The organism is Acidovorax sp. 35-64-16 (assembly GCF_002281195.1).
In the GTDB taxonomy this organism is placed as follows: Bacteria; Pseudomonadota; Gammaproteobacteria; order Burkholderiales; family Burkholderiaceae_C; genus Acidovorax; species Acidovorax defluvii.
This window is the reverse complement of the sequence record NZ_NCFM01000034.1, coordinates 1-23528: the sequence shown is the minus strand read 5'-3', so window position 1 is coordinate 23528 and position 23528 is coordinate 1. Positions and strand designations below refer to the sequence as shown.

Genomic DNA, 23528 nt, shown 5'->3' with positions numbered 1-23528 from the left:
CGGGCTTTCGATGACTGCGCTCACGGTTCAGCTCGCAGAGATGTTGCTCAGCCGCTCTTGCAGCTCGGCGTCGCTCATCGCGTCCGGATTGTCCAGCGCGAGCAGCTGCAGCATGCGATAGGAAATCGCCTGGCGCGTCAGCTCGAAAGCCTGGCGTTTGGCGTTGTCGCCACCTTCCGTGTTCGATGGGTCCGGATAGCCCCAATGCATCTTGACGCGCGTGCCCGGCCAGTAGGGGCAGGTCTCCTGCGCCGCACTGTCGCAGACCGTGATGACCACCTGCATCGGCGGCGTGGAGAATTCGTCCCAGCTCTTGCTGCGAAAGCCCTCGGTGTTCACGCCGGCCGCCTGCAGCACCTCGATGGCGAACGGGTTGATTCTTCCGCTGGGTGCGCTGCCGGCGCTGAACGCCTTCACGTCCTTGCCGAGCTTCTGGGCCCAGTGGTTGAGCATGCCCTCGGCCAGCACGCTGCGGGCGGAGTTGTGGGTGCAGAGGATCAGAACGTTGAGCGTCATTGCGCAGCCTTTTGAGCCTTGCCGATGTCGCGGATCTCGCGCTGGATGGCCATCGAGTCGAGCCGGGCCAGAGGCAATGCCAGCATCAACTCGATCCGGCGCTTCAACGTGAGCGCCGTGTCCATGAACTGGCGCTCGGTGGCCTCTTCCGATCCTTCGAAGGCTGCAGGGTCGGCCACGCCCCAGTGTGCGGTCATCGGCTGTCCTGGCCAGACCGGGCACATCTCGCCGGCAGCCTTGTCGCACACCGTCAGCACGAAATCCAAGGCGGGTGAATCTGGCTTCGCGAACTCGTCCCAGTTCTTGCTGCGGTAGCCCTCTGCAGGCAGGCGCAGCCTTTCCAGTGTGCGTAGCGCATGGGCGTTGACCTTGCCAGCCGGATGACTGCCCGCCGAGTAGGCCTTGAATCGCCCATCCCCCATGTAGTTGAGCAGGCCCTCGGCCATGATGGAGCGCGCAGAGTTGCCCGTGCAGATGAAGAGCACGTTGTAGGTTTTGTCAGCCATGACGGTGTATTTCGGTTGGGGATGTCGGAGTGATTTCTTTGAACATGCAAACTGCCGTGGACGGGCACAGGCTCTTGAACTCGCTGCTGGCCTGGACGGAAGCCGGCAACGCCGTGCGGTCGCAGCGCTCGAAACCTCGCGTCTCGAAGAATGGCTCTGCCGTGGTGGTCAAGATGCAGAGGCGATTCACGCCTTTCGATGCAGCGAAGGCTTCCATGGTCTGCAGGGCTTGGTCGCCGACACCATTGCCCCGAGCGTCGGCGCGTACGGCCAGCGAGCGCAGCAGCGCGGTCTCGCCGAACCGTTCCAGGCCGACGCAGGCAAGAATCCCTTCGTCGCCAGCGCGGCTCACGAAGAAGGCCTCCATGTGCTGTTCCTGCAGGTCGGATTCGGGTAGGTCTGCCTCCCGAAGAAGGGAGCGGACGGGCGTCAACAAGGCCGCCTCCGCGCGAACGAACAGGGATTTCACCAACGATTCAGACGGCGCTTTGGACATGGCGCAGCCCTCAGCAGCAGGCGCCAGTGGCTTTGCCGGTAGCGTTCACGGGGATGCCGCGAATCGCGCCGGTGCCGCAGCACGCCGTCTCAGGCTTGGCCACGGGTTTCTGTTGACCGTAGACCGTCACCGCGTTGTCCAAAGTCTGGAAGTGTTCCCACGCGATGCCCTGCGGGTCGGTGACCCAGTGCTTTTCGCTGCGCGCGTAGCAGCACACCGTTTCACCCTCATCGAGCAGGGTCCGGTCGGCGGCCAGGCCGCGGGTCTTCAACTCGGCGAGTTCAGCCTCGTCCTCTGCCTGGATGCCCAGGTGGTCAACGCCTTTGCCATGCCCCACCGTGGAGATCGCGAAGTTGACGCGCGGATCGTCGAGCATCCATTTCGCATAGTCGGCCTCGACACGCGCCGGCGGCGATGCGAACAGGTTGGAATAGAAGGCGATGCTCTTGGTCAGGTCATCGACGTGCAAGTGAACATGGAAACGCTTCATGGGTTCTCCTTCAACATTCGCAAGCAGTGGAGCTGTCGACGAGGCAAGCCTCGCCCTGACAGCAGTTCGCCGTGAGGTAGCCGAGTAGCGCATTCATCTGCTCGAACACCGCGCGATAGATCAGGTTGCGGCCGTCGCGCTCCTGGCTAACCAGGTTGGCGTGCGTCAACTCCTTAAGGTGGAACGAGAGGCTGGTCGACGGCACGCCAAGCTGCTCGACCAGCACGCCTGGCGTGAGACCGGTCGGACCAGCGACGACAAGCGCCCGAAAAACCTGCAGGCGGACGGGCTGCGCGAGTGCGGCCAAGGCTTGAATGACATTTTTTTCTTCCATGCTTCAATAATAATTGAATTATGGAAAGAGTTCAACGAATTTTGAATCAACACGGCTGCCTACCGGAGTTCAAAGAGACGGGAGCTTTAGGGCGTGCGCCAGCCAACACGGCGCCCGGCCGCCGTGAAGTCGTGGCGTCGTGGCGTCGTGACGGGCATCGTCCTCAGTGTGCAGATAGATGCTGGTCGTGCTGATGTTGGCGTGACCCAGGTTGTCGCGGACCACTTTCAGGTCGACATTTTCACTCAGGTGGCTTCCGGCGGTGTGACGAATCCAGTGGGTCGACGCTTGCTCAAGATGGGTTGCCGCGGGCTCGAAGTCAGGACCACGCTGCCGCAGCGCGGTCGCGGCGGCGTGCATCACGCCCTTGACGAGCTCGTGAATGGCGCTTCGCGCCATCGGCTTGATTGGGGCGATCAGCGTTATCACCAGCGGCGTGCCTTCGCCCTCCAGTGGAAGCGGACTCGAAGGTCGGCCGTGATTCCTGAAAAATGTGCAGGAACGTATCTAACTCATTGATTTTTCGGGCAAATTTAATCTTGTAATCGATCGGTTCCGCAGTGCGCGAAAGATCCAGCGTGTAGTCTCCGAATCGGTTGCTGTGACTGGTCCGGTACGGCGACAACGCCTTCAAAACCGGCTCGCCCACGGGATACCCCTGGCCCTGGAGTTCCTTCAGCTTGCGCGACAGCCACTGGACGTTGTGCAATCACCCTGTTGGCCACAAGCTGGCTGTACTTGATGACCTTGCGCTGCTCGTGCCGCAGGTTCTTCGGCGATACCCCGTCGCAGAACAGCCACCTTACGAAGTTGTTGAATTCCTCGCTCTTGTTGGTGGTGGCGTGAATCGACTGCCGCAACTCGATGTCGCTGATGTAGTCGAGCAAGAACAAAGTGCGAATCACGCGCCCAAGTTTGCGGAACGCGAAGTAGAGCTTGTTCTTGTGGCTGAAGGTGCCAAGCCGCCGCAGGATCATCGATGGCGTAATCTTCCCGAGCTTGATCGACATCGCCACGCGCAGCCAAGATAGCCCTCCTGTCGCAACGGCACCACTCGGGCTCGTCCGCCGGCTGGATCTCGCGACCACTCATCGCGTGCGGGCTGCTCAAGATCGCCTACGACCTCGCGCTTTGGCGCGTCATGCGACGGGATTGACTGGATGGGGAGTAGCACAAAGCGCTCCCGATCAGGAGTGCCTCGGCAGATGAGAAACACCTATGCGCGCGTGCCTTTTTGCGCCGGATGGCGAACGATCACAATGATTGGTATGAGACGCCTGTCGGTTGATTCTTCAGGCGGCCGTTCGAAGATGCGGACTGCATTGCGCCAAATCGAGCGAGCTGTCGCATCGGTGCTGCTGGTCATCGGCGCCGCGGCTTTGATCGGTTGGGTGCTCGTCGAGCTTTACGTCAAGGTGGTCACCGCGGACTGACTGTGGCTCTAGACCACGCCAGCAGCGTGCAGCGACTGGATACCGTGATAGCCGATGTAGAGCCCGACCAGGATGATCAGGGCGCTCGACGCATAAGGAGCCCGGCGCGCGAACGTTCCGAAGCCGGAGAAGCGTTTCGACGCATGCTTCACGCCCAGGGCAGCGACCACGCCTGCGGCAACCATCGTGATCGCCAAGCCGATGCTGAAGCAGAGCACGAGGGACGCTCCGAGGGTAAAGCGCTTGAGCTGCAGGCACAGCAGCAGCACCGTGATGGCAGCAGGACAGGGAATCAGGCCTCCCGTGAGGCCGAAACCGATGATCTGCCCGGTGGTGACATGGCGGCTCGCAAAGCGACGCTTGATGTCGTTGGCGTGCGCCCGTTCATGCGCGTCCTGAAAGCCCGGATCGGAGACATCCAGGCCGTGGTCCCCGTGATCATGGCCGTGGCCATGCTCGACAAACTCCACATCAAAGCTGTGTGCGTGGCCACCATGCGCAATCGACAGCCTGACGGTGAACTCATGCGGCTCGGGAATCTCGTCGACTGATTCGAGATAGCTGCCCTTGCTGGCCAGAACGAACGCCTGGCGCTCCCCGCCAGGACGTTCCGTTTCGATGGCGACGGTCTGGCCTTGGGGCACGGTGCCATGCCCCTCGAATCGGACGCGAAATCGAGGCGGAACACCATCTTCGAAGACTTCCAGGTCAACGACCCCGTGGCCGGTATCGATGCGGCGCTTCTCTTCGCCATGGCCGTGGTGATCATGGCCATGGTCGTGATCGGTCTCGATCCGCTCCCGCTGCTGTTCGCGGTAGGTCCGCCAGAGCATCCAGAGCGCGATCGCGATGATCAGCACTGCCGAAGCCACCTGAAAGTAGGGCTCGGTCTCCTCGGCACTCCAGTTGCGGCCGAAGTAAAGGCCCCCCATCGCGACGGCCCAGACGACTGCGGTGTGCGAGAGCGTTGCCGCGAGCCCGAGCAAGACAGCCTGTCCAACCGTCCCGCGGACCGCCACGATGAAAGCGGCCATCATCGTCTTCGAATGTCCGGGCTCGAGGCCATGCAGGGCACCCAGAAGGATGGCGGACGGGATGAAGACCCAGGCGTTTCCGGCTTGAAGAAGTTGAGCGAAGTTTTCCATTTTTCCAAGAGGGTGACGCGGAGCGCGAATTGCCTGCTTTGCAGGTGATGACTCGCCGACCTCTCTGAGTTTTTTCCGTCTTCATATCCTATCCTCCCCCTATGGATATAAAGACCAGAGACCGCGTCCCCAAAGAGGACTCCCAGCCGGCCTGAGAGTTTTTTGAAGACTTTCACCAAAACAGCGGATCGCAGCGATTGCTGCGTGCAGCCTCCACGACTGAACGAACGGCCTCAACCACCACTTGAGGATTGTCGAACTGGATGTCATGGCCAGCGTGATCGAGCACTTGATGCTCGCTCCAAGAGGACCAACCTGCCATCTCTTCCTGCAATGCGTGCCAGATGGCTTGAACCTGTTCGCCCTGCTGCGGCGTGATCTGCATGCCTGCAAGCTGATCGACCGAGTAGGGTTTCATCGCAGTCAACACTTGCAGCGGCCTGCAGCCGAGCTCACGGAAGGTTCCCGCTTCTTCAAGGGTTGCGTCCAGTTCATTGCTTTCGGCCATCAAAGTGTTGGCGCCGACCGAAAACTGAGCCACTTTTGAGGGTAGTGCCGACCCAAAACTGAGCCAGGTGAACAACTTAATCTGCTGCTTTTTTGTGCAGCAGAGGACAAGGAGTGATCACCATGGACATGATTGGCAGGATCCGGCATTTGTATGCCCGCAAGAACAAATCGGAGCGCGAGATATCGCGCATGACAGGGCTATCGCGCAACACGGTGGCGAAGTGGCTGCACGGCGAGGTGGACGGCCCACCGAGGTACCGCCGCAGCGAACAGCCCAACAAACTGACGGCGTTTCATGACGCGCTCATGCTGGCCTTGAAGGCCGATGCACGGCGGCCCAAACACGAGCGGCGCACGGCCAAGGCGCTGTACGCCGAGATCAGGCAAGCGGGCTACGAAGGGGGTTACACGCGGGTGACCGACTTCATCCGGGCGTGGCGCCAGAGCGAGGGTCAGGGGGCGGCCGTCAATGCCTTCGTGCCGCTGGCCTTCGAGCTGGGAGAGGCTTTCCAGTTCGACTGGAGCGAGGAAGGCATGGTGATCGGCGGCATCTACTACCGGGTGCAGGTCTCGCATATGAAGCTGTGTGCTTCGCGGGCCTTCTGGCTGGTGGCGTACCCCAGCCAGGGTCACGAGATGCTGTTCGATGCCCACACCCGATCGTTCGCCGCGCTGGGCGGCGTGGCACGCCGGGGCATCTACGACAACATGAAGACCGCTGTAGACAAGGTCAAGAAGGGCAAGGGACGCATCGTCAACGAGCGCTTTGCCACCATGTGCGCGCACTACCTCTATGACCCGGACTTCTGCAACGTGGCCAGCGGCTGGGAGAAAGGGGTGGTGGAGAAGAACGTGCAGGACAGCCGCCGACGCATCTGGATCGACGCGGCGCAGATCAAGTTCGGCAGCTTCACCGAACTCAACGCCTGGCTGGGCCAGCGCTGCCGCGCGTTGTGGGACGAGGTACGCCACCCCGAGCACAAGCAGTTCAGCGTGTCGGAGATGCTCGAACACGAGCGGGCGCACCTCATGCCCATGCCGCTGCCCTTCGACGGCTACGTCGAGAAACCCGCGCGGGTTTCCAGCACCTGCCTGGTGTCTGTGGCGCGCAACCGGTATTCGGTGCCGTGCGAACGCGTGGGCCAGATGGTGAGCACGCGGCTGTACCCGGGCCGCGTGGTCATCGTGGCCGATGATGAGGTCATCGCCCGCCACGAACGTCTGAGCAACGCGGGCGAGACCCGGTACGACTGGCAGCACTACATCCCGCTGCTGCAGAGAAAGCCCGGGGCGCTGAGAAACGGAGCGCCCTTTGCGGACATGCCCGAGCCACTGCAGCGGCTGCGCCGCGGGCTATTGCGTAACCCGGGAGGCGACCGGGTGATGGCGCAAGTGCTGGCGATTGTGCTTGGCGCCGGTCTGGACGCGGTGCTGGTGGCCATCGAGCTGGCGCTGGAGAGCGGTGCGCCAGGCAAGGTGAGCGTGGAGCATGTGGTCAACGTGCTGAGCCGGCTCAACGCGCAGCCGGCACCTCCCACGGCGGCCACACGGCTGAAGGTGACAACGCCACCGCTGGCAAACACGGCCCGCTACGACAGCCTTCGGGCCGACACCGCGGACAGTGCCGTGGGCGCCACCACCGAAGGAGCCCGCCATGAAGACTGATGTGCTGGTCGAACTCAAGGCGCTGCGCCTGCACGGCATGGCCGGTGCCTGGGCTGATCTGGTCGAGCAAGGCGGTGGCGATGGCGGCGGCCTGGGCATCGAGACCTCGCGCTGGCTGATCGAGCACCTGCTGCAGGCCGAGGGCACGGACCGGGCGATGCGCTCGATCAGCCACCAGATGCACGCGGCGAAGTTCCCGGTGCACCGGGACATGGCGGGCTTTGACTTCTCGGTCTCGCCGGTGGACCGAAAGCTCGTCACCACGCTGGCCGGCACTGCCTTTACCGACGAGGCGCACAACGTGGTGCTGGTGGGCGGCCCGGGCACGGGCAAGACCCATCTGGCCACTGCCATCGGCGTCTCGGGCATCACCCGCCATGGCAAGCGGGTGCGGTTCTACTCCACGGTCGATCTGGTTAACGCACTGGAGCAGGAGAAGGCGCAGGGCAAGGCCGGTCGCATCGCCACCAGCTTGCTGCGCATGGACCTGATCATCCTGGACGAGCTGGGTTATCTGCCGTTCAGCCAGGCCGGCGGGGCGCTGCTGTTCCACCTGCTGAGCAAGCTGTACGAACACACCAGCGTGATGATCACGACCAACCTGGACTTCGCCGAATGGTCCAGCGTGTTCGGCGACGCGAAGATGACCACCGCGCTGCTGGACCGTCTCACGCACCACTGCCACATCGTGGAGACGGGCAACGAGTCGATCCGGTTCAGCCGCAGCACGGCCGCTGCGAAGAAGCGGATCAAGGCCCGGGAACAGGACCGAAAGAGTGCCTCAACGCAGGCTGAGCCCGACCCATTCTGAGCAGGCACCGCGCAGGGCAAGCCGCTACGGGCTACGCCCTTCGCGGCTTGCCCAGCGCCTTCAACACATCAGCAAGGAGATCAGCAAACCAGGATAGCACCTACACTTATCCACAGCCGACCCTTGAAACGTCGGCTTCCACCCCTGGCTCAATATTCAGTCGGCACGGTGGCTCAGATTTGGATCGGCGCCGACACCTTGAATCCGTCGAGTCCCGGAAGCATGACATCGAGCACGATGGCGTCGTAGCTCGAAGTCAGCGCCATGGCCAGCCCCTGCGCGCCATCGCGCGACAAGTCGACGCTGAACCCGCTTTCCGTGAGTCCCTTGTGCAGATAGTCGCCCAACTTCATTTCGTCTTCGATCAGGAGAAGATGCATGTCTTGGCCTGTAGTCGTCCAGAAATCACTGCGCCCGGCATCCGCAGCCACCATGTTTCCGTGCCGCGCCTGCAGCTTTCGGGGCTATGAAGGCCAGCGCGGATGGTCAACGTCGATCACGTACTCGTGCGCGTGGCTTGCGCCGCGCGGCGCACTCCCAGCGTTCACATCCGCCAGATGCGGGTGATCGGCAGACATTCCCTCATGGGTGTGTTTCAACTCCGCCTCGTCCGAGCCGCGCCACAGGTAGGCTGCGAGTGCAACGGAGACAGCGGCAAGGGCACCGAGCGCGAGGAAGCTCACCGTCAGCCCGGCCTTGGCGCCAAGCCAGCCAGCCAGCGGATAGGTGATGAGCCAGCACGCATGCGAGAGCGCAAACTGCGCCGCGAAGAGCGCGGGCCGGTCTTCCGAATGTGCGGACCTGCGAAGCAAGCGACCGGACGGCGTTTGGGCCAAGGAGTACCCAAGACCCAGAACAAACCACAGGGGAAGGAGCGCAGCGAACCATTTCGCAGCGATAAACCCGACAAACAGGCCAAGGGCAAGCAGCGCCGCACCGCTCAACATCACAGGCCGTTCGGGAAGCCGTTCGAGGAGCTTGGGCAGCAAAAGCGCGACCAGCATGGACCCCGCGCCGAACATCGCCAGCGCAGCAGCTGTGGCGGTCTGCGTGAGGCCAAAGTCCGACTGCACCAGAACAACCGTGTTCACGATGACCATCGCGCTGGCCGAGGCCACCGCCAGATTCAGCGCGAGCAGGCCTTTGAGCCGTGGCGTTGCAAGGTAGATGCGCAGCCCGCGTGTCGTGCGCTCGTAGATTCCTCGCTTGGGAGGCATCTTGGCTTTTGGCAAGACAGCGGACACGACCAGCGCCGCCGAGGCAACGAATCCTACGACTGTGCCGCCGAACAAGGCGTGGTAGCTCACGACGCTCAAGAGCAATGCCGCAAGTGCCGGGCTGACCAGGCTTTCCATGTCATACGCCAGCCGGGACAAGGACAGCGCACGCGTGTACTGGTCCTCGTCTGGCAGCACATCCGGAATCGTCGCCTGGAACGTGGGTGTGAACGCGGCCGAGGCCGACTGCAGCACGAAGATCAGGATGTAGATCTGCCAGATCTGCGTGATGAACGGCAGGGTCAGTGCGACGCCCGCGCGGATGAGGTCAAGCGCGACAAGCACGGCACGGCGGGGAAGGCGCTCAGCGAACGCCGATGCGATGGGCGCGACGCCGATGTACGCCGCCATCTTGATGGCCAGCGCGGTCCCGAGGACCGCCCCCGCCTCGGCGCCAGCCAGATCGAACGCAAGCAGGCCCAGCGCAACTGTCGCAAGGCCGGTGCCGAGCAACGCGATCACCTGGGCGAAAAAGAGATGCCGGTATGTTGTGTTTCGGAGCACATCGAGCATGAGAAACTCCTTTCTTGAACGGCTTATGGACTTGACGCAGCTCGCGGAGCAACGTCACCGGAACAGCTGCGGAATCGGATATACACAGTGTCCCCCGCATGAAAGCGAGGGTGCGGGGGCAAGGTCACGATGCGCCTTCTCAGGTGGCCGAAGTCCGCATAGGAGACCAGCGCGAACTGCCCCGACAGGAGCTGGACGGCAGACGCATCGCGCCGGCAGTCGCTCAGCGCGGTGCCTTGCAGACGCGCAGCGGAGTCGACCTCCTCGACGGTAGCCTTGCGCCAGCCATCGTTGAATGCATACCTGCCTTCATAGACGGTGGCGCACCCCAGACACCATTGCAGCAAGTCCCACTGCCAGAAGCATCGGGGTGCGGGGGCAAGAGCGTCCGGACCGCATGGTGCTTCGCTCGGCTCTTTACTTGCCCGAGAAGTTCGAGGCGATGTAGTTGCCCGGCAGGCTCATGAAGACGTAGAGCGTGTTCTTGGCGGCGTCCGTCACAGACGCGTTCTTGAAGCTCACCTTCCACTCCTTGCCCTTCTTGCCGTCGATCTGTTCGGTCTTGTCGACCTGTGCCGCTTCCCAGCTCTTCTCCAGCTTTCCGCTGCTGACCAAGGCAGCCTTGCGCTGGGATGCGCAGTCGACCACCACTTTCTCCGAGGCAGGCGTGTTGCCGTGAAAGTGGCAGCTCGAGCCTTCGGCGGCCGAGACGGATCCGGCGGCAGCGAGAGCCAGCAGCGAGACCGCGGCGATTGCAAACTTCTTCATTGATTACATCCTTTCGTGATGAGATTTAGTCGAGGGAATCCCTGCCAGGATCGGCAGTCTTTCCAATCTCCATGTCCTCGTGCGCATGGTTGTGCTCTTCGGCAGGGAAACGGAAACTGTTGGGGTCGGAGTCGTGCTGGTAGCCGTGCAACTGCATGAGCAGCAGCAGCACGCCAGCGAAGACCAACCCAAGATTTGCGGCATAGCTGAACCGCTTGAACGAGGGGCGATGGCGCCACAGCGACAGCAGCGCGACCATCACGGCCAGTGCCGCAATCTGACCGATCTCCACGCCGAGGTTGAAGCTCAGGATGCGGATCAGCATCGAGGTGCTGTCGTCGCCGAGCGGCAGTTGCTGCAGCCGGGTGGACAGACCAAAGCCGTGCAACAGGCCGAAGCCGAAGACCGCAGCCAGCAGGTTCGGCGACTTCATGTCGAAGTACTTCTGGAAGCCGCCGTTGTTGTCGAAGCCCTTGTAGATCACGCTGATCGCGATGATGGCGTCCACCAGGTAGTAGTTCCAGGTGATCTTGAAGAACGTGGCGAATACCAGCGTGATGCAGTGGCCGATCGTGAACACTGTGACGAACTTGGCGACGTCCTTGAAGTTGGACAGGAAGAACACCACGCCGAAGAGGAAAAGCAGGTGGTCATAGCCCGTGAGCATGTGCGTGACGCCGAGTCCGACGTACTGCAGGTAGCCGCCACTGAGCATGCGCTGGCGGTCCGCTTCGGAGATGCCGTGGGCCAAGGCGTCAAAAGGCAGGCCGATGGCAATGGCCAGGGCCGCGAGGGCCAGTAGAACGAATCTGCGCTGGGAAAACATCAAAGGGCTTTCGTCAAAAAAAGAAATGGAAGAATGAGATGGACAGAACTGGATCAGGGGGAAAACCGCCTGACCTATTCGAGCGAGAGGTCCCAGATCAGATGCGAGTCCACGAGAAGTCGATAGTTAGCGCGCAGCGCTTCCGCGCGCGCTTCGAGTGCGGCGCGTGAGGCGTCAAGAAACTGGCGACGCGCAAGCAGCAAGGCCTGCAGGTCCGCTTCGCCGAGCGAGTACGCGCGCTGGGTCAATCGGGCGCTGTCGCCCGTCGCCTTCGCGCCTTGTTCGGCGATACGCCAGCGAGCGAGATTGCCCGTCGCATCCGCATAGGTTTCCGCAACAGCGGTTTCCAGTTCGCGTCGCTGTCGGTCGACCGTCGCGCGTGCCGCTTCTGCTTCCTGAAGCGCCTGACGCATGCGTTCGTGGCGATAGGTGCCGCTCAGCGGGATGGTGACGCTCAGCCCCACGATGCGCTCCTGGCGGAACGACTCGGATGCCGCGAACACGCCGACGGTCGGATCGGGTACCCGATCAGCCGAGGCGCGCGACGCGGTCAACTCGGCCTTGCGCAAGTTGCCCTCCGCGATGCGAAGGGGGTCAGAAGCCTCGGTCACACGTTGCAACCATTGCGCCTCGGATTCAGACGGCGGCTGCGGTTCCCCCAGTGATTGGGGCGGCAGCTGCGCGCCGGGGAAGCGAACACGCAACTTCGCCAGTGCCTTCGCCAGGTTCGACGAGGCCAGGCTCGCCTGGCGTTCGACTTCTGCAGCGTCGGCCATCGCCACGTTGACATCGAGCGCAGCGGCATCGCCGGCTTTCCTACGGCTCTCCACCGCACGCAGATTGGCTTGCGCGAACGATTGCTGCTCCTGGTAGAGCCGTTGCGCCTGGGTCGCGGACAGTCCATCGATCCAGAGGTCGAGCAACGACCGTGCAGCCTCGTGAATGGCCTCTCCGACGCGGGCCTGCGCCGTGGTCTTTTCGTTCTCACCCAGCTTCTGGTCGATGTCGGCCTTGCCGTTGATCCGGAATGGGCGCTCCAGTTGAACGTTCCACTCCTTGGAGGCCGGCCCGCCCGTGTCGTAGCTGCGGCGTTGCATGGTTACGCGCGTCGACCATTCATGCGAGCCCGCCGCGAGCATGTTGGCGCCGTGGCCCGCTGCGAGCAGCGCGCTGCGGGCTTCCTGCACGGCGGGGTCCTGCTCGATCCATTGCCGCGCCAGCGGGGTCGGTGGCAGGTCGGGCGGTGTCTGCCTGTTCTCGGCAAGCACCGGCAGGGCCCAGGCGATCAGGGCGATCCCGGTCCACAACTTCATTTGATTTCTCCATCGATGGCCACGGGCGATGCCCAGTAGCGAATGCCGACACCGGCAAAGTTTTTGCGGATGCGTTCGATCAGTGCGCTCAAGGCGTCCTCGCCCATCAGCACTTGAACCAGCACGGCCTGGCTGCGGCCCATGACCTGCTCCCGGGTGCTCAAGCCCGCATGGCTTGCGCTGTGACTATGGACGTGGCTGCTGGTGAAGACGTCGCTGTCTTCGCTTTCCAGGAGCAAGTCGAGGAGCGCTTCCGCGGCCGTTGGCGGGCACACAAGGCTCAGGCAGTACTTAGACATGGCTCACCTCTGGTTCCGGGTCGTTCTTCCTGTCGCCTTCCTCGTGCTCGCTGCGGGGGTACGCGAAGCGCAGGTACAGCAGCGGCAGGAGAATGAGGGTCAGGGCTGTGGCCGTGATCAAGCCGCCGATCACCACGATCGCCAGCGGGCGCTGGATCTCGGAGCCCGGCCCGCTGGTGAAGAGCAGCGGCACCAGGCTGAAGGCGGTGATCGCCGCCGTCATCAGCACCGGCCGCAGCCGCCGGCGGGCGCCCTGTGTGACGCAGGTGACCAGGTCATGCCCTTCGGCGCGCAGCTGGTTGAAGTAGCTCACGAGCACCACGCCGTTGAGCACCGCGATGCCCAGCAGCGCGATGAAGCCGACCGAGGCCGGCACCGACAGGTACTCCCCGGTGACCCAGAGCCCGACGATGCCGCCCACGAGTGCGAAAGGAATGTTGCTGAGCACAAGCAGGGCCTGGCGCACCGAGCCGAAGGTCGTGAACAGGATCAGGAAGATGAAGCCGATCGCCAGCGGCACCACGAGGGTGAGCCGTGCCGCAGCACGTTGCTGGTTCTCGAACTGACCGCCCCAACTGATGCGATAGCCCGTGGGCAGCTTGACCTCGGCGGCGATCTTGGCCCTTGCCTCCTCGACGAAGCCGACCAAGTCGCGCCCGGTGACGTTGGCGATCACCACGCTGTAGCGACTGCCCATCTCGCGGTCGATCTTCACAGGGCCGCTCTCGCGCGTCAGCGTGGCCAGTGTTTCCAGCGGCACGCTCTGGCCATCCGATGTGGTGATGCGCAGGGCTGCGAACTCCGCCGGCGAGATCTTCACGCTGTCCGGTCCCCGCAACACGATCGGGATACGCCGGTTGCCGTCGATGACGGTGCCGGCTCGTTGTCCCTCGATCTGGGCGCGCAGTGCATCCTGCACGTCTTCCACCGATAGGCCGTAGCGCCCTGCGCTCAGGCGGTCCACCACCACCCGCAGGTATTGCACGCCATCGTTCTCGACGGTGTAGACGTCCTGGTTGCCCGGCACCGTCTTCATCAGCGTCTCGATCTGGGCGGCGAGTTCGTTCAGCTTGCCGAGTTCGGTTCCGAAGATCTTGATGGCCAGGTCGCCGCGCACGCCGATGATCATCTCGGACACGCGCATGTCGATCGGCTGGGTGAAGCTGTAGCTGATACCCGGCATCTGGTCGAGCACCTCCCGGATCCGGGCGATCAATGCTTCCTTGTTGGCCAGCTTCCATTCCTCGCGCGGCTTGAGCACGAGGAAGGTGTCGGTTTGGTTCAGGCCCATCGGATCCAGCCCGATCTCGTCGGAGCCGGCCCGCGCCACCACGCCGGTGATCTCCGGGATTTGGCTCATGAGGGCCTGGTGGATCTTCAGGTCGAGCGCCGCCGTCTCCTCCAGGCTGACCGACGGCAGCTTCTCGATGCCGACGATGATGTCGCCTTCGTCCATTTCGGGGAGAAAGGTCTTCCCCACCTGGGTGTAGATGCCGGCCGCCGCCACGAGAAGCAACGCCGCCGCTACAAAGACAATGCGTTGCTTCTTCAGGGCCCATGCGAGCACCGGCTCGTAGACCTTGAGCAGCTTGCGTGGCAGCCAGGGATCCTCGTGTGCCACCTTCTTCAGAAGGAAGGAGGCCAGCACCGGGATCACCGTGAGCGACAGCACCAGTGAACTGATCAGCGCGAAAACGATGGTCATCGCGACCGGGACGAAGTACTTGCCTTCCAGGCCCTGCAGGGTAAGTAGTGGCAGGAACACCGTGATGATGATCAGGATGCCCGCAGACACTGGAACCGACACCTCGCGGACCGCGCGCAGCACGATGTGCAGACGCGGTAGTTTTTTCTTGGAGCCTTCCTGCTCCAGGTGCTGGACGATGTTCTCGACCACCACCACGGCGGCGTCGACGAGCATGCCGAGCGCGATCGCCAGCCCCCCGAGGCTCATGAGGTTCGCTGACATGCCGACCGAACGCATCAGGATGAATGTGCTCAGTGCGGACAATGGCAGGATCACGGCGACCGCCACGGCGGCGCGCACGTTGCCGAGGAACGCGCCAAGCAATACCAGCACGATGACGGTTGCCTCGATGAGTGCCGTCGACACCGTGCCGACGGCCTTTTTCACGAGTTCGGCTCGGTTGTAGAAGGGCTTGATCTCCACGCCCGCCGGCAGCGTCGGTTTCAGGTCTTCGAGCTTCTGCGTGACGCCTTCGACCACTTTCTGGGCATTGGCGCCGGCCAGGCCGAGCACCAGGCCCTCGACCGCTTCGGCCTTGCCATCCTTGGTCACGACGCCATAGCGCGTGACACTGCCGTCGCGCACCTGCGCCACGTCGCCTAGCCGCGCCAAGTTGCCGTCCTTACGGCTGACCACGATCGAGCGCAGGTCTTCTGCGGTCTTGATGTTCCCTTCACTGCGCACGAGCAGCACTTCGCCGCCTTCGCCGAGCCGGCCTGCGCCGTCGTTGCGGTTGTTGGCTTCGATGGCGCTCTTGAGCTGCGCCGTAGACACGCCAAGCGCCGCGAGCTTGACGGGGTCCGGCACCACCTCGAAGCTGTGGACCTTGCCGCCCAAGGCGTTCACGTCCGCCACGCCCGGCACCGCGCGCAGCGCCGGCCGGATGACCCAGTCGAGCAGAGTACGGCGCTCCTCGAGCGTCATGCCGTCCGCTTCGATCGTGAACATGTACATCTCGCCCAACGGCGTGGTGACAGGCGCCATGCCGCCGCTGATGCCGGAAGGCAGGTCGCCCGCGATGTTCGCCAGGCGCTCCGACACTTGCTGGCGGGCCCAATAGATGTCGGTGCCGTCCTCGAAGTCGACAGTGACATCCACCAGGCCGTACTTGGACACCGAGCGCAGCATGCGCTGGCGAGGAATGCCGAGCATTTCGACCTCGATCGGACCGGCGATGCGGCTTTCGATTTCTTCGGGCGTCATGCCGGGGGCCTTCATGATCACCTTCACCTGCGTGCTGGACACATCGGGGAAGGCATCGATCGGCAGGTTGCGGAAGGCGTACCAGCCAAAGCCCGCAAGCAGAGCGGTCGCGAGCAGCACGAACAGGCGCTGCGACAGCGCGAACTGAACAAGGCGGTTGAGCATGTCAGTTGCTTCCGCTCTTGCCGAGCCATGCTGCCTTCAGTGCGATCACGGAGCCGGTCGCCACCTGCTGGCCGGCGCGCAGGTTGCCCGTGACCTGGACCGACTGGCCCGCGCTGGAGATGACATTGACCAGCTGTGCGACGAAGCCCTTTTCGGTTCGGACGAACACGTAGGCCTTGTCGTCCTGGCGGGCAATCGCTGGCAGGGGCAGCGCCCAGCCGGCGGTGTTCTCCGCGAACGGCACCTTGACCTGCACGACTTCGCCCGGACGCAGAAGCTCGCCGCCGCCCACCACCCGGGCGCGCAGCGTGACTGTCTGGTTGTCGCTCACCGTGGCGCCGACTGACATCGGCGTCGCACTGGCTTCGCGTCCGACCACCGTGATCGAGCCGGCGGTCTTGCTCGAGAGGGCCTGCTGCTGACGGTCGGATGGGATCTGGACCTCGAGCCAGAGCTGCGCCGTGTTGACCAGGCGCAGCAGGGAGTCCGAGCCTTGTACACGCTGCCCGGCTTTCACATCAAGGCCGACCACCGTCCCGGCGCTTTTCGCTCGCACGACGAGGCCATCCTGCAGGTTGCCAGCGTCGCCCATTTTCCGAATGGCTGCGGGATCGACTCCGGCGAGGCGCAAGGAGGCTTCGGCAAACCGCAGGCGGGCCGCGGCTTCCTGGTTGGCGGCATTGGCTTCCTGGACACGCCGCTCCGGAATGATCCCCTCGGAGAAGAGCTGTCGCTCGCGTGCGGCCGTCTGGCCGGTCAGCCTGGCCTTGCTGGCCGCCTCCAGCAGCTTGAGCTGCAGGTCGCCATACTCCGGGCTGCTCAGGCGCAGCAGCGGTTGACCAGCCTTGACGGGCTGCTGCTCGTCGACGAGGAGTTCTTCGACCCGTCCACCGAACGGGGCACTGATGACCTGATTGCCGCTGGGGGGCACCACCACGCGGGCGGGATAGGCCATGCCGTTGATCGCCGATGGCTTTTCCAGCGGCGCAAGCGTGATGCCGAGTGCCTGCATCTGTGCAGCGGACACCGGGAATTCGGCGTTCGATGGCGTCGCCGCAACGGCGCTGGCCACCATGAGAAAACTGGACACGCAGCCGAGCACCGCACGGCGAGCGAGCAAATAGGACATAGAAACTCCACGAGAAAGCGATCCCGTCGCGCAGTCGGGCGACGAGGAGAAGGCAGCGCGCTATGGCGCCGCCAGGGCTTCAACCGTGGAGTTGGGGCGGCGCGCGGCCGTCAGGAGGAACGGTTCGGAACAGCGGGATGGGCACCCGCTCTCGACCAGGGCGCCAGCGCGCGAGCGCTTCGGCCACGGGCTGCGTGATGAGCCCGAACAAAACGAACAGCGGCACAAGCGCCAGAAGCTTCGGCGCGGAGTCCGGACTGGCGAGCTGGATCGGGGCACCTTGAAGCGCCGACAACGAGTGCCCGCCCCCGTGGTCTGCATCGTCCGAGTCGACATGCAGCGAAAGCTCATCGGCTTGAGGCGCTTGCTCGAAGGACGAGTGGCCCGCATCGAGCTGGCCGGCGTGGCTCGAGTAGCCCTCGGGGCCGCTTTCGTGGTGATGCGCGTGGAATGGCGAACTGATCAGGTCCATGGCGATGACCAGCACCAGCAACCAGCGCACGAGCAGCATCAGCCTGGCCTTGGCGGGGGCGATCGACCTCGACAATTGGGCGGTGTTCGCGCTCACAGGTACTTCGTGATGTCTTTGAAGTCGGCGATGGCCTTCCCGAAGTCGCGGGGCGACGCTGCGACTTCCTCGAGGCAGTGGTCTAGGTGATCGTGGATCAGCAGTTTCTTGGCTGCGCTGACTGCTTTTTCGACCGCGTGCAACTGCTGTGCGATGTCTGCGCAGTCGCGCCCGCTCACCATCATCTCGATGACGTTTTGCAGGTGCCCGTCCGCGCGCTTCAGGCGCTTGACGAGATCAGGGTGACTTTGGTGGAGGTGTTCGCCGTGCACCACCGTATCCTATCAGGGGGGATACGAAACGGTCGAAATAGGCACGCGTTGCGAAGGGGGATTGGTCGCGTCGAGAGACCACTTCGCATCACCCCTTGCCAGTAAGACGCACACGGTCCCGACTACTTCATGGCGTGCGCCAGTCAACCCGATGCCCGGCCGCCGTCGCATCGTGACGAGCATCGTCTTCGGTGTGCAAATAGATACTGGTTGTGCTGATGTTGGCGTGACCCAAGTTGTCGCGGACCACTTTCAGGTCAACTTTTTCGCTCAGATGGCTTCCTGCGGTGTGCCGAATCCAGTGCGTAGAGGCCTGCTCGAGGTGGGTTGCTGCAGCCTCGAAGTCGGGGCCACGCCCCCGCAGTGCGGCCGCAGCTGCGTGCATCACCCCCTTGACGAGCTCGTGAATGGCGCTTCGCGCCATCGGCCTGATCGGGGCAATCAGAGTCATCACCAATGGCGTGTCTTCGCCTTCCTGCGGGAGCGGGCTTAAAGCGTGGACCTTGCGGTAGCGCATCAATTCGGTCATCAATTCGCCCGTGGCTGGCACCAGGCGGGTCTTGCTGCCTTTGCCAGTGATTTCGAGCCACCAGCGCTCGCGTCCATCGGCGCCGCGCCGGCTGAAGAATCCGCCCATGCTGGCGTCGCAGATCTCGGACACGCGCAGCCCGCCGATGTAGAGCAATGAAAACAGCCATCGACAGCGCGATGCGTGTAGCTTTTCACGTTCACTGCTCACGGGCATCGCTTCGATCGCGGCCTTCACCAGGTTCCAGTGTTCTTCTGGCAGAAAGCGACTCACACGAGGTGCAGCCTGCCGGCGCTTGCGCCGGCTCAGCGCCAACGGATTGCCTGCCAGGTATCCGGCCTCCACAAGCCACGAGAACATGGCGTTGAGGATCGACAGCGCCTGGCGCAGGCTCGAAGGCCCCAGCGGGCCGGCAAGCGGTCGCCAGCGTGACGAGTTGCGCCCCGGCTTCTGACCCGGCTCCATGACCCAGCGCTCGGCGGGCTGCGGATCAGCGAGGAAACGCTGGTAGAGCAGCAGATCCTCGTGCGTGAGGTCTGAGAGGGCCGCGCCGCGCTGCAGGACGCACCACAACATGAGGCGTTCGACTTCCTTGCGATAGCTGGCGAGCGTGGCGGGTGAATCGGCGTAGCGGGCCAGCCAAGCCAGAACAGCCGAGCGGTCATCGGCCGCGGCCAACTGTGATCGCGAACTGGCGCGATTGCGGCCACGGCTGCCGTCCAGGTGGGCCGGCACCATCATTTGATCCAGGCTGACGAGGGCATTCATGCGGACCTACGCAAAAAAGGAGAACATCACCAAGAGTATGGACATTAGAAGGATTATGTCCATAGATAGGCAGTTAATTCAATATATTTAACGTATTACGTTGTATTATTTATTTATGAACACCGAAATTGAACTCCAGAGCGACATTGAAACCCTCCGGGGGCGATTTACGGAAACGAAAGACCTCTATCGCGAGGTTTGCGCGTTGCTGTTCTTCCGCTATGGAATCACTCCCACGGCCAGCAAGCTGTACCAGTTCGTGCGTAAGGGCTCGATGAGCGCGCCGGCCGAGGCGCTGGCCAAGTTCTGGGAGGACCTGCGCAGCAAGGCGCGCGTCGAAATCGACCATCCGGATCTGCCGCCCGAAATCAAGACGAGTGCAGCGGACGCCATCGCCGATCTATGGCGGCAGGCCACGGCGACCGCGCGCCACGAACTCGCGGCGCTGCGCCTGGAGGACCAGGCCGCGGTCGAGCAGGCACGGGGAGAGGAGACACAGGCTCGCCAGGCGGCGGCGGAGGCGCTGGCCAGCGCCGAAACCCTGCGTCCACAGCTGAGCGCCGCGCAGGAATCGCTTCAGCAACGGCAAACGGACCTGGAGGCGGAAAGGCGCGCCCATGCCGGCGCCGTGGCCCGGCTGCAGGAGTTGCAACGCCATCTTGAGGAAGCGCGCAATCAGCTGGAGCGGGTTCGCTCGGATTTCAGCGCCGAGTTGGCCAAGGCACGGGAGGCCGTGGACGTGGCGAACGCTCGTTCGGATGCTGCCGAGCGGCGCGCGCTGCTGGAGATCGACCAGGAACGTCAGGCCCGGATCAAGGCCGACAAGCAACTCGAGGCGCTGCGTGGCCAATTGGCGCAGGCCGAAGGCCGCCATCGCGAGAGCTTGCTGGCGCAGGCCGACGCCGTCACGCGGCTGCAGGTCAAGGCCGATGCAGCCGAGGTGTCGCAACGAGAACTGACGGCCAGCAATCGCGGCCTTGTCGATGATCTTCAGGCGACGCGCGAACGGCTCGCCGTGGCTCAACAAGAAGCAACGCAGTTCAAAGCCGAAACGCAGACGCTGCGTGCACTGCTGGAGCGACTCTCGCCGGTAGAACAGGTGCCGCCGCGGGGCGCACTGGCATCGAAGACCGTCAAGAGCGGCGCGCGAAAAGCACGATAGCGCGGTGAATGCTATGTGCGCGGCAGCGTCCCGAACTCATGGATCGGCAGCAGCGGCCGCCTTGCGCAGGGCGCGCAGTTCCAGGCGCGCAGATTCGCGGATTTCTTCCCGGTCCAGTTCGACTGCGGTGTCGTCGACCCAGGTTTCCCAGAGGCTTTCGAGCCAGGCCTGCCGGGTGCTGAACGCTTCGACTGCGTAGTCGAGCCAACTGGCGTACCCGGTGGGCGGTGGTAGCGGCTTTTGAATGGTGAAGAGCGTTCTCCTTGGTGACGCAGTGCAATGCTGGGATCATCCGATACGGGACCGGCATCTGACAAGTCGAGTCAGAGCGATCGGGCCTGTGTGATAGACCGATAACGAGGAAGCACGCAATGATCGGCTGGTGGATAGTTGTGGCGGCTCAGACGCCCGAGGAACGCGACCGGGCAATCGATACCAAGCCGGCAGTGCTGGCGAATTGGGAGGTTGGACCAGGCGGAATCGAGTGGCTGCATCAACTCGTCAAAGCGGGCAGAGCCAGCCAGTTGTCCTTCAGCGGCTACCCGAACCGCTACACCGCCAAAGCGGCTAATGTGCTGCCGCTGCTTGCCGGCGGTCCGCCTGCACACCGAGGTCCCCCGATCATCGGAGACGACTACGTCATGCCGGCGAACTGGAAGGGCAACGTGATCTTCCATCAAGACAAGATCGAAGCCTGTCCGCCCGATCAGGTACTGACCATCGACGCCTGGGATCAATCCTGATGGTCTAGTTCGTGCAGTTGTCTAGGCAAGGCCTTCTCTGACCACGGCATCCCGCTCCCAGGCTGCATCACGGCCTGTCAAGTCGCAATGACAGCGCGCCTAGCGTCGCGACCCGTTCCAGGAGGAAAATCGTGGGCATGACCAAGAAGGCTAGTCCACAGAAGGTTCCGCATCAAGCTTCGCTGCCGCGAGCGCGCCGTTTCTTCCCAGCCGCGGCGGGATGGACACACGCTGGAGAACCTGCTTGCTCGGTTCGATCCACAGCTGCACGGTGGAGAGGTGATGGCCTGGCCCCCCGTTGGGGTCGAGGTGCAATCGTGAGCACGACGCAAGAACGTTGTGATGCCATGCTCCAAGCACTTGCCAACACGCGCATTGCGGGCCACGAACCAACACCACGATTTCTGGAGGACGTCGCGGCGGTGGTCGAGGGCACGATGACGTACGACCAAGCCATTCGCGCCAGCGCGGCCAGGGCGAGCGATCAAGATGGGATAGAGCACCCCGAGACATAGAGCGGGTCGCGTGAGCTATCGAGGGGGGCCGATGATTCCGCGTGGCCGGCATATACCTTATCACATAAGCAAGCCGCCTTTAATTACTACGAGGCTTATGAGCTAAAACTGGCCGTATCCTGGCTTGCCCTCCTATGCGGGCCATGATACGCCTTTCGTATTGTCGTATCTGTATTATGTATCAATACGATATGTTATTCAATACGAAAACGATACGATATCGTCAAAGTGCCTAAAAAGATCAGGCGGTTTTAACCTCGTTGAGCAAGTCGGGGTGACGATCCAACAGCTTGAACAGTTTGACCAAGGACAGGGGCGGCTTAGTTTTCCCGTTTTCATAGCGCGAGAACGCATTGATGCCGCCGCCAAAGAGTTCGGCGGCCTGCCGCTGGTCAAGGTCGAGTTTTCTACGAACCTTGGCGATGTAGTCGGGATCGACGTAGGCGGAATTCACTTGACGCTGAAACAGGCCGACCATTTCGCTGTAACGGTCGCCATGCTCACGGTTCAAGACGACTTCACCACAAGCCGGGCAAAAGTCACCCGTCACCGCTGGGATGGTGGTGTTTTCACCCTTGTAGGTGTAGGGCATGTCGCGCGTGTCGTGGATCAGTTCCGCCGCGCCGCAGCATGGGCATTTCATGGTCATAGCTCCTTGAAAGAAACGATCAACACGTCATCAATGACGGTCAGCTTTAGGTACACCTCGCCGTTCACCGTCTCGGCGCGGTAAACGTCTTGCCAGATACGATGATCGGCATGGGTAGTCATACTCTTGTAAAAGTCGCTTGGTGTAAGCGCCAAGACCACAGCACACATGCCGGTCAAGTCGCAAATGCCCAGTTCGCGCGCACCATTGAATGCACTGGCTGTGGCCCTGACCTGGCCAGCCTCGATCAAGGCTTTGACGACTGGCAGCTTGCAGTGCGGGGTGCCTTTTTCCATAGCGTCATCTTAACCTAAAGCGTTAATTTGTCAATTAGGTTAATTACAGGAAACTTTGCGGGTCCCGGCATCAAGGCCACAGAAACCGCTTTAAGCCCCGCAGGTATGCCACCCTGCCCCACCCCTTCGCCGCTGAAATTGAGTACCCTCTCCCGCATTCTGGCGCGCTCAGTCAACTCTTCAAGGGCTGGGCGCCCCCCGTTTTTGGTTTCAAGTTGGGGGGAGCCGTGCGCCGAAGGGCGCACAGGGGGGCGAAGCCCCCAGGGGGTCGGGGGGCTGCAAGCTCCACGCCTGGGAGCGCCTTAGGCGCGGCGGGGACCGCTGGGGGTCTCGTGTTCAGCCCCCTCCGGGGGCCTATTAAATGGGTGAGGCCGTAGGCCGAGGGCGAAGCCCTGGGGTGCCGGGTGGGGAGCGCCGTAGGCGCGGGCGAAGCGCGTAGCGCGTAGGAGCCGGCGGGGCGAAGCCCCTAGAGGCGGTGTCTTTTCCTATTGGTTAATTACTATAGGAAAGGAATACAGGGTGCGGGCCCACAAAACGCGATTTCTTCAATCGTGACATGGGTTTAGGCCAGTTTGATTGGCGCCTTCGCGGGAGTTGTTCATCACATTTGCGGGAGTTGTTCAGCGTGCATAACTCCGCCGAAACAACTTAAGTTGTTGATTTCATTTAAGAAATGGCGCGGGAGTTGTTCAGCGTGCATAACTTTTCTTTTGCACAATGTTTTCCACAAAATATGCACAGCCTTATCAACAGTCCGTGGCGCGGGAGTTCTTCATCAAATTTGGGGTCTCCTCGTTTTCAGTGCAATAAGTGACGGTACGAAAAGCTAGCACTGGCGCGGAGGTGGTGTTGGTAGATCGTTGATTTCATTGACTTTCCT

General features: G+C 62.7%; 26 protein-coding genes and 2 pseudogenes. 6 read left to right on the top strand and 22 right to left on the bottom strand.

Going from position 1 to position 23528, the window contains the following annotated elements; genetic code table 11:
- Window positions 1-27 precede the first annotated feature (27 nt).
- The 7 genes and pseudogenes from B7Y64_RS15635 to B7Y64_RS15605 form a co-directional block, all read right to left on the bottom strand.
- Window positions 28-516, bottom strand: coding sequence for an arsenate reductase ArsC (locus B7Y64_RS15635; protein WP_094097878.1), 489 nt, complete (start codon window positions 514-516; stop codon window positions 28-30).
- On the bottom strand, window positions 513-1022 hold the full coding sequence (locus B7Y64_RS15630) for an arsenate reductase ArsC (RefSeq protein WP_094097877.1): 510 nt from the start codon (window positions 1020-1022) through the stop codon (window positions 513-515). The genes B7Y64_RS15635 and B7Y64_RS15630 overlap by 4 nt, the downstream gene beginning before the upstream one ends.
- Entirely contained in the window at window positions 1015-1518 is a 504-nt protein-coding gene (gene arsN2 / locus B7Y64_RS15625; RefSeq protein WP_094097876.1) for an arsenic resistance N-acetyltransferase ArsN2, read from the bottom strand. The genes B7Y64_RS15630 and arsN2 overlap by 8 nt, the downstream gene beginning before the upstream one ends.
- A gap of 10 nt (window positions 1519-1528) precedes the next feature.
- Window positions 1529-2008, bottom strand: coding sequence for an ArsI/CadI family heavy metal resistance metalloenzyme (locus B7Y64_RS15620; RefSeq protein ID WP_094097875.1), 480 nt, complete (start codon window positions 2006-2008; stop codon window positions 1529-1531).
- 10 nt (window positions 2009-2018) lie between these two features.
- Window positions 2019-2342 (bottom strand): metalloregulator ArsR/SmtB family transcription factor, encoded by a 324-nt coding sequence (locus B7Y64_RS15615; protein WP_094097874.1) that lies wholly within the window; start codon window positions 2340-2342, stop codon window positions 2019-2021.
- A gap of 69 nt (window positions 2343-2411) precedes the next feature.
- Complete coding sequence (locus tag B7Y64_RS15610; protein ID WP_291329384.1) at window positions 2412-2771, bottom strand: site-specific integrase; 360 nt, start codon at window positions 2769-2771, stop codon at window positions 2412-2414.
- An 88-nt stretch (window positions 2772-2859) separates the two neighbouring features.
- Window positions 2860-3364: pseudogene (locus tag B7Y64_RS15605) on the bottom strand (Tn3 family transposase); the annotation flags it as partial.
- A gap of 183 nt (window positions 3365-3547) precedes the next feature.
- Here B7Y64_RS15605 and B7Y64_RS15600 point away from each other — a divergent pair.
- Entirely contained in the window at window positions 3548-3775 is a 228-nt protein-coding gene (locus B7Y64_RS15600; protein WP_291329382.1) for a hypothetical protein, read from the top strand.
- An 8-nt stretch (window positions 3776-3783) separates the two neighbouring features.
- On the opposite strand, the gene B7Y64_RS15595 is transcribed toward B7Y64_RS15600, so the two are convergent.
- Together B7Y64_RS15595 and B7Y64_RS15590 are read right to left on the bottom strand one after the other, a co-directional pair.
- Window positions 3784-4920 (bottom strand): nickel/cobalt efflux transporter, encoded by a 1137-nt coding sequence (locus B7Y64_RS15595; RefSeq protein ID WP_291329380.1) that lies wholly within the window; start codon window positions 4918-4920, stop codon window positions 3784-3786.
- Window positions 4921-5092: 172 nt separating this feature from the next.
- Window positions 5093-5503 carry a hypothetical protein gene (locus tag B7Y64_RS15590; RefSeq protein ID WP_291329378.1) on the bottom strand — a complete coding sequence of 137 codons (411 nt, stop codon included), beginning with the start codon at window positions 5501-5503 and terminating at the stop codon, window positions 5093-5095.
- A gap of 47 nt (window positions 5504-5550) precedes the next feature.
- Between B7Y64_RS15590 and istA the strand changes: the two genes are divergently transcribed.
- Both istA and istB read left to right on the top strand, forming a co-directional pair.
- Complete coding sequence (gene istA, locus B7Y64_RS15585; protein WP_087748263.1) at window positions 5551-7095, top strand: IS21 family transposase; 1545 nt, start codon at window positions 5551-5553, stop codon at window positions 7093-7095.
- The gene (gene istB, locus B7Y64_RS15580; RefSeq protein WP_087745763.1) at window positions 7085-7906 is read left to right on the top strand and encodes an IS21-like element helper ATPase IstB; all 822 of its coding nucleotides are present in this window, start codon (window positions 7085-7087) and stop codon (window positions 7904-7906) included. Before istA ends, istB begins: the two co-directional genes overlap by 11 nt.
- 194 nt (window positions 7907-8100) lie before the next feature.
- Here istB and B7Y64_RS15575 read toward each other — a convergent pair.
- The 11 genes and pseudogenes from B7Y64_RS15575 to B7Y64_RS15525 form a co-directional block, all read right to left on the bottom strand.
- A pseudogene (locus B7Y64_RS15575) lies at window positions 8101-8286 on the bottom strand (response regulator); the annotation flags it as partial.
- Between the two features lie 84 nt (window positions 8287-8370).
- Window positions 8371-9696: an MFS transporter gene (locus B7Y64_RS15570; protein ID WP_291329372.1), complete on the bottom strand. Its 1326-nt coding sequence runs from the start codon at window positions 9694-9696 to the stop codon at window positions 8371-8373.
- 417 nt (window positions 9697-10113) lie between these two features.
- Window positions 10114-10464 (bottom strand): DUF6488 family protein, encoded by a 351-nt coding sequence (locus B7Y64_RS15565; protein ID WP_094097871.1) that lies wholly within the window; start codon window positions 10462-10464, stop codon window positions 10114-10116.
- A 25-nt stretch (window positions 10465-10489) separates the two neighbouring features.
- Entirely contained in the window at window positions 10490-11290 is an 801-nt protein-coding gene (locus tag B7Y64_RS15560; protein ID WP_094097870.1) for a HupE/UreJ family protein, read from the bottom strand.
- Window positions 11291-11364: 74 nt separating this feature from the next.
- Window positions 11365-12603, bottom strand: a complete 1239-nt coding sequence (locus B7Y64_RS15555; protein WP_094097869.1) for a TolC family protein — start codon at window positions 12601-12603, stop codon at window positions 11365-11367.
- Window positions 12600-12902 carry a DUF3240 family protein gene (locus tag B7Y64_RS15550; RefSeq protein WP_094097868.1) on the bottom strand — a complete coding sequence of 101 codons (303 nt, stop codon included), beginning with the start codon at window positions 12900-12902 and terminating at the stop codon, window positions 12600-12602. Before B7Y64_RS15550 ends, B7Y64_RS15555 begins: the two co-directional genes overlap by 4 nt.
- Window positions 12895-16017 (bottom strand): CusA/CzcA family heavy metal efflux RND transporter, encoded by a 3123-nt coding sequence (locus tag B7Y64_RS15545; protein WP_291329366.1) that lies wholly within the window; start codon window positions 16015-16017, stop codon window positions 12895-12897. The genes B7Y64_RS15550 and B7Y64_RS15545 overlap by 8 nt, the downstream gene beginning before the upstream one ends.
- 1 nt (window position 16018) lies before the next feature.
- Complete coding sequence (locus B7Y64_RS15540) at window positions 16019-17146, bottom strand: efflux RND transporter periplasmic adaptor subunit (protein WP_291329364.1); 1128 nt, start codon at window positions 17144-17146, stop codon at window positions 16019-16021.
- 79 nt (window positions 17147-17225) lie between these two features.
- Window positions 17226-17714 carry a hypothetical protein gene (locus tag B7Y64_RS15535; RefSeq protein ID WP_094097866.1) on the bottom strand — a complete coding sequence of 163 codons (489 nt, stop codon included), beginning with the start codon at window positions 17712-17714 and terminating at the stop codon, window positions 17226-17228.
- Window positions 17711-17986, bottom strand: coding sequence for a metal-sensing transcriptional repressor (locus tag B7Y64_RS15530; protein ID WP_094097865.1), 276 nt, complete (start codon window positions 17984-17986; stop codon window positions 17711-17713). Before B7Y64_RS15530 ends, B7Y64_RS15535 begins: the two co-directional genes overlap by 4 nt.
- Before the next feature lie 127 nt (window positions 17987-18113).
- Window positions 18114-19283 carry a tyrosine-type recombinase/integrase gene (locus B7Y64_RS15525; protein ID WP_094097864.1) on the bottom strand — a complete coding sequence of 390 codons (1170 nt, stop codon included), beginning with the start codon at window positions 19281-19283 and terminating at the stop codon, window positions 18114-18116.
- Between the two features lie 115 nt (window positions 19284-19398).
- Here B7Y64_RS15525 and B7Y64_RS15520 point away from each other — a divergent pair, with 115 nt between their 5' ends.
- The 3 genes from B7Y64_RS15520 to B7Y64_RS15510 all read left to right on the top strand — a co-directional run bounded on the left by B7Y64_RS15520 (window position 19399) and on the right by B7Y64_RS15510 (window position 21703).
- Entirely contained in the window at window positions 19399-20445 is a 1047-nt protein-coding gene (locus B7Y64_RS15520) for a DNA-binding protein (protein WP_094097863.1), read from the top strand.
- A gap of 371 nt (window positions 20446-20816) precedes the next feature.
- Window positions 20817-21188, top strand: a complete 372-nt coding sequence (locus B7Y64_RS15515) for a hypothetical protein (RefSeq protein WP_094097862.1) — start codon at window positions 20817-20819, stop codon at window positions 21186-21188.
- A gap of 347 nt (window positions 21189-21535) precedes the next feature.
- Window positions 21536-21703 carry an antitoxin VbhA family protein gene (locus tag B7Y64_RS15510; protein WP_157896454.1) on the top strand — a complete coding sequence of 56 codons (168 nt, stop codon included), beginning with the start codon at window positions 21536-21538 and terminating at the stop codon, window positions 21701-21703.
- Between the two features lie 241 nt (window positions 21704-21944).
- On the opposite strand, the gene B7Y64_RS15505 is transcribed toward B7Y64_RS15510, so the two are convergent.
- Together B7Y64_RS15505 and B7Y64_RS15500 are read right to left on the bottom strand one after the other, a co-directional pair.
- Complete coding sequence (locus B7Y64_RS15505; protein ID WP_291329356.1) at window positions 21945-22346, bottom strand: type II toxin-antitoxin system MqsA family antitoxin; 402 nt, start codon at window positions 22344-22346, stop codon at window positions 21945-21947.
- Between the two features lie 2 nt (window positions 22347-22348).
- Window positions 22349-22648: a type II toxin-antitoxin system MqsR family toxin gene (locus B7Y64_RS15500; RefSeq protein WP_291329354.1), complete on the bottom strand. Its 300-nt coding sequence runs from the start codon at window positions 22646-22648 to the stop codon at window positions 22349-22351.
- Window positions 22649-23528: the final 880 nt, after the last annotated feature.

What these genes read in the sequence shown, in the direction of transcription:
- B7Y64_RS15620 (WP_094097875.1), bottom strand. Translation starts at nt 2,008, where the DNA reads ATGAAGCGTTTCCATGTTCACTTGCACGTCGATGACCTGACCAAGAGC.
- B7Y64_RS15550 (WP_094097868.1), bottom strand. Translation starts at nt 12,902, where the DNA reads ATGTCTAAGTACTGCCTGAGCCTTGTGTGCCCGCCAACGGCCGCGGAA.
- B7Y64_RS15500 (WP_291329354.1), bottom strand. Translation starts at nt 22,648, where the DNA reads ATGGAAAAAGGCACCCCGCACTGCAAGCTGCCAGTCGTCAAAGCCTTG.
- B7Y64_RS15560 (WP_094097870.1), bottom strand. Translation starts at nt 11,290, where the DNA reads ATGTTTTCCCAGCGCAGATTCGTTCTACTGGCCCTCGCGGCCCTGGCC.
- B7Y64_RS15555 (WP_094097869.1), bottom strand. Translation starts at nt 12,603, where the DNA reads ATGAAGTTGTGGACCGGGATCGCCCTGATCGCCTGGGCCCTGCCGGTG.
- B7Y64_RS15545 (WP_291329366.1), bottom strand. Translation starts at nt 16,017, where the DNA reads ATGCTCAACCGCCTTGTTCAGTTCGCGCTGTCGCAGCGCCTGTTCGTG.
- B7Y64_RS15525 (WP_094097864.1), bottom strand. Translation starts at nt 19,283, where the DNA reads ATGAATGCCCTCGTCAGCCTGGATCAAATGATGGTGCCGGCCCACCTG.
- B7Y64_RS15540 (WP_291329364.1), bottom strand. Translation starts at nt 17,146, where the DNA reads ATGTCCTATTTGCTCGCTCGCCGTGCGGTGCTCGGCTGCGTGTCCAGT.
- B7Y64_RS15635 (WP_094097878.1), bottom strand. Translation starts at nt 516, where the DNA reads ATGACGCTCAACGTTCTGATCCTCTGCACCCACAACTCCGCCCGCAGC.
- B7Y64_RS15570 (WP_291329372.1), bottom strand. Translation starts at nt 9,696, where the DNA reads ATGCTCGATGTGCTCCGAAACACAACATACCGGCATCTCTTTTTCGCC.
- B7Y64_RS15595 (WP_291329380.1), bottom strand. Translation starts at nt 4,920, where the DNA reads ATGGAAAACTTCGCTCAACTTCTTCAAGCCGGAAACGCCTGGGTCTTC.
- istA (WP_087748263.1), top strand. Translation starts at nt 5,551, where the DNA reads ATGGACATGATTGGCAGGATCCGGCATTTGTATGCCCGCAAGAACAAA.
- B7Y64_RS15600 (WP_291329382.1), top strand. Translation starts at nt 3,548, where the DNA reads ATGAGAAACACCTATGCGCGCGTGCCTTTTTGCGCCGGATGGCGAACG.
- B7Y64_RS15505 (WP_291329356.1), bottom strand. Translation starts at nt 22,346, where the DNA reads ATGAAATGCCCATGCTGCGGCGCGGCGGAACTGATCCACGACACGCGC.
- B7Y64_RS15515 (WP_094097862.1), top strand. Translation starts at nt 20,817, where the DNA reads ATGATCGGCTGGTGGATAGTTGTGGCGGCTCAGACGCCCGAGGAACGC.
- B7Y64_RS15520 (WP_094097863.1), top strand. Translation starts at nt 19,399, where the DNA reads ATGAACACCGAAATTGAACTCCAGAGCGACATTGAAACCCTCCGGGGG.
- arsN2 (WP_094097876.1), bottom strand. Translation starts at nt 1,518, where the DNA reads ATGTCCAAAGCGCCGTCTGAATCGTTGGTGAAATCCCTGTTCGTTCGC.
- B7Y64_RS15565 (WP_094097871.1), bottom strand. Translation starts at nt 10,464, where the DNA reads ATGAAGAAGTTTGCAATCGCCGCGGTCTCGCTGCTGGCTCTCGCTGCC.
- B7Y64_RS15510 (WP_157896454.1), top strand. Translation starts at nt 21,536, where the DNA reads ATGCTCCAAGCACTTGCCAACACGCGCATTGCGGGCCACGAACCAACA.
- B7Y64_RS15615 (WP_094097874.1), bottom strand. Translation starts at nt 2,342, where the DNA reads ATGGAAGAAAAAAATGTCATTCAAGCCTTGGCCGCACTCGCGCAGCCC.
- istB (WP_087745763.1), top strand. Translation starts at nt 7,085, where the DNA reads ATGAAGACTGATGTGCTGGTCGAACTCAAGGCGCTGCGCCTGCACGGC.
- B7Y64_RS15630 (WP_094097877.1), bottom strand. Translation starts at nt 1,022, where the DNA reads ATGGCTGACAAAACCTACAACGTGCTCTTCATCTGCACGGGCAACTCT.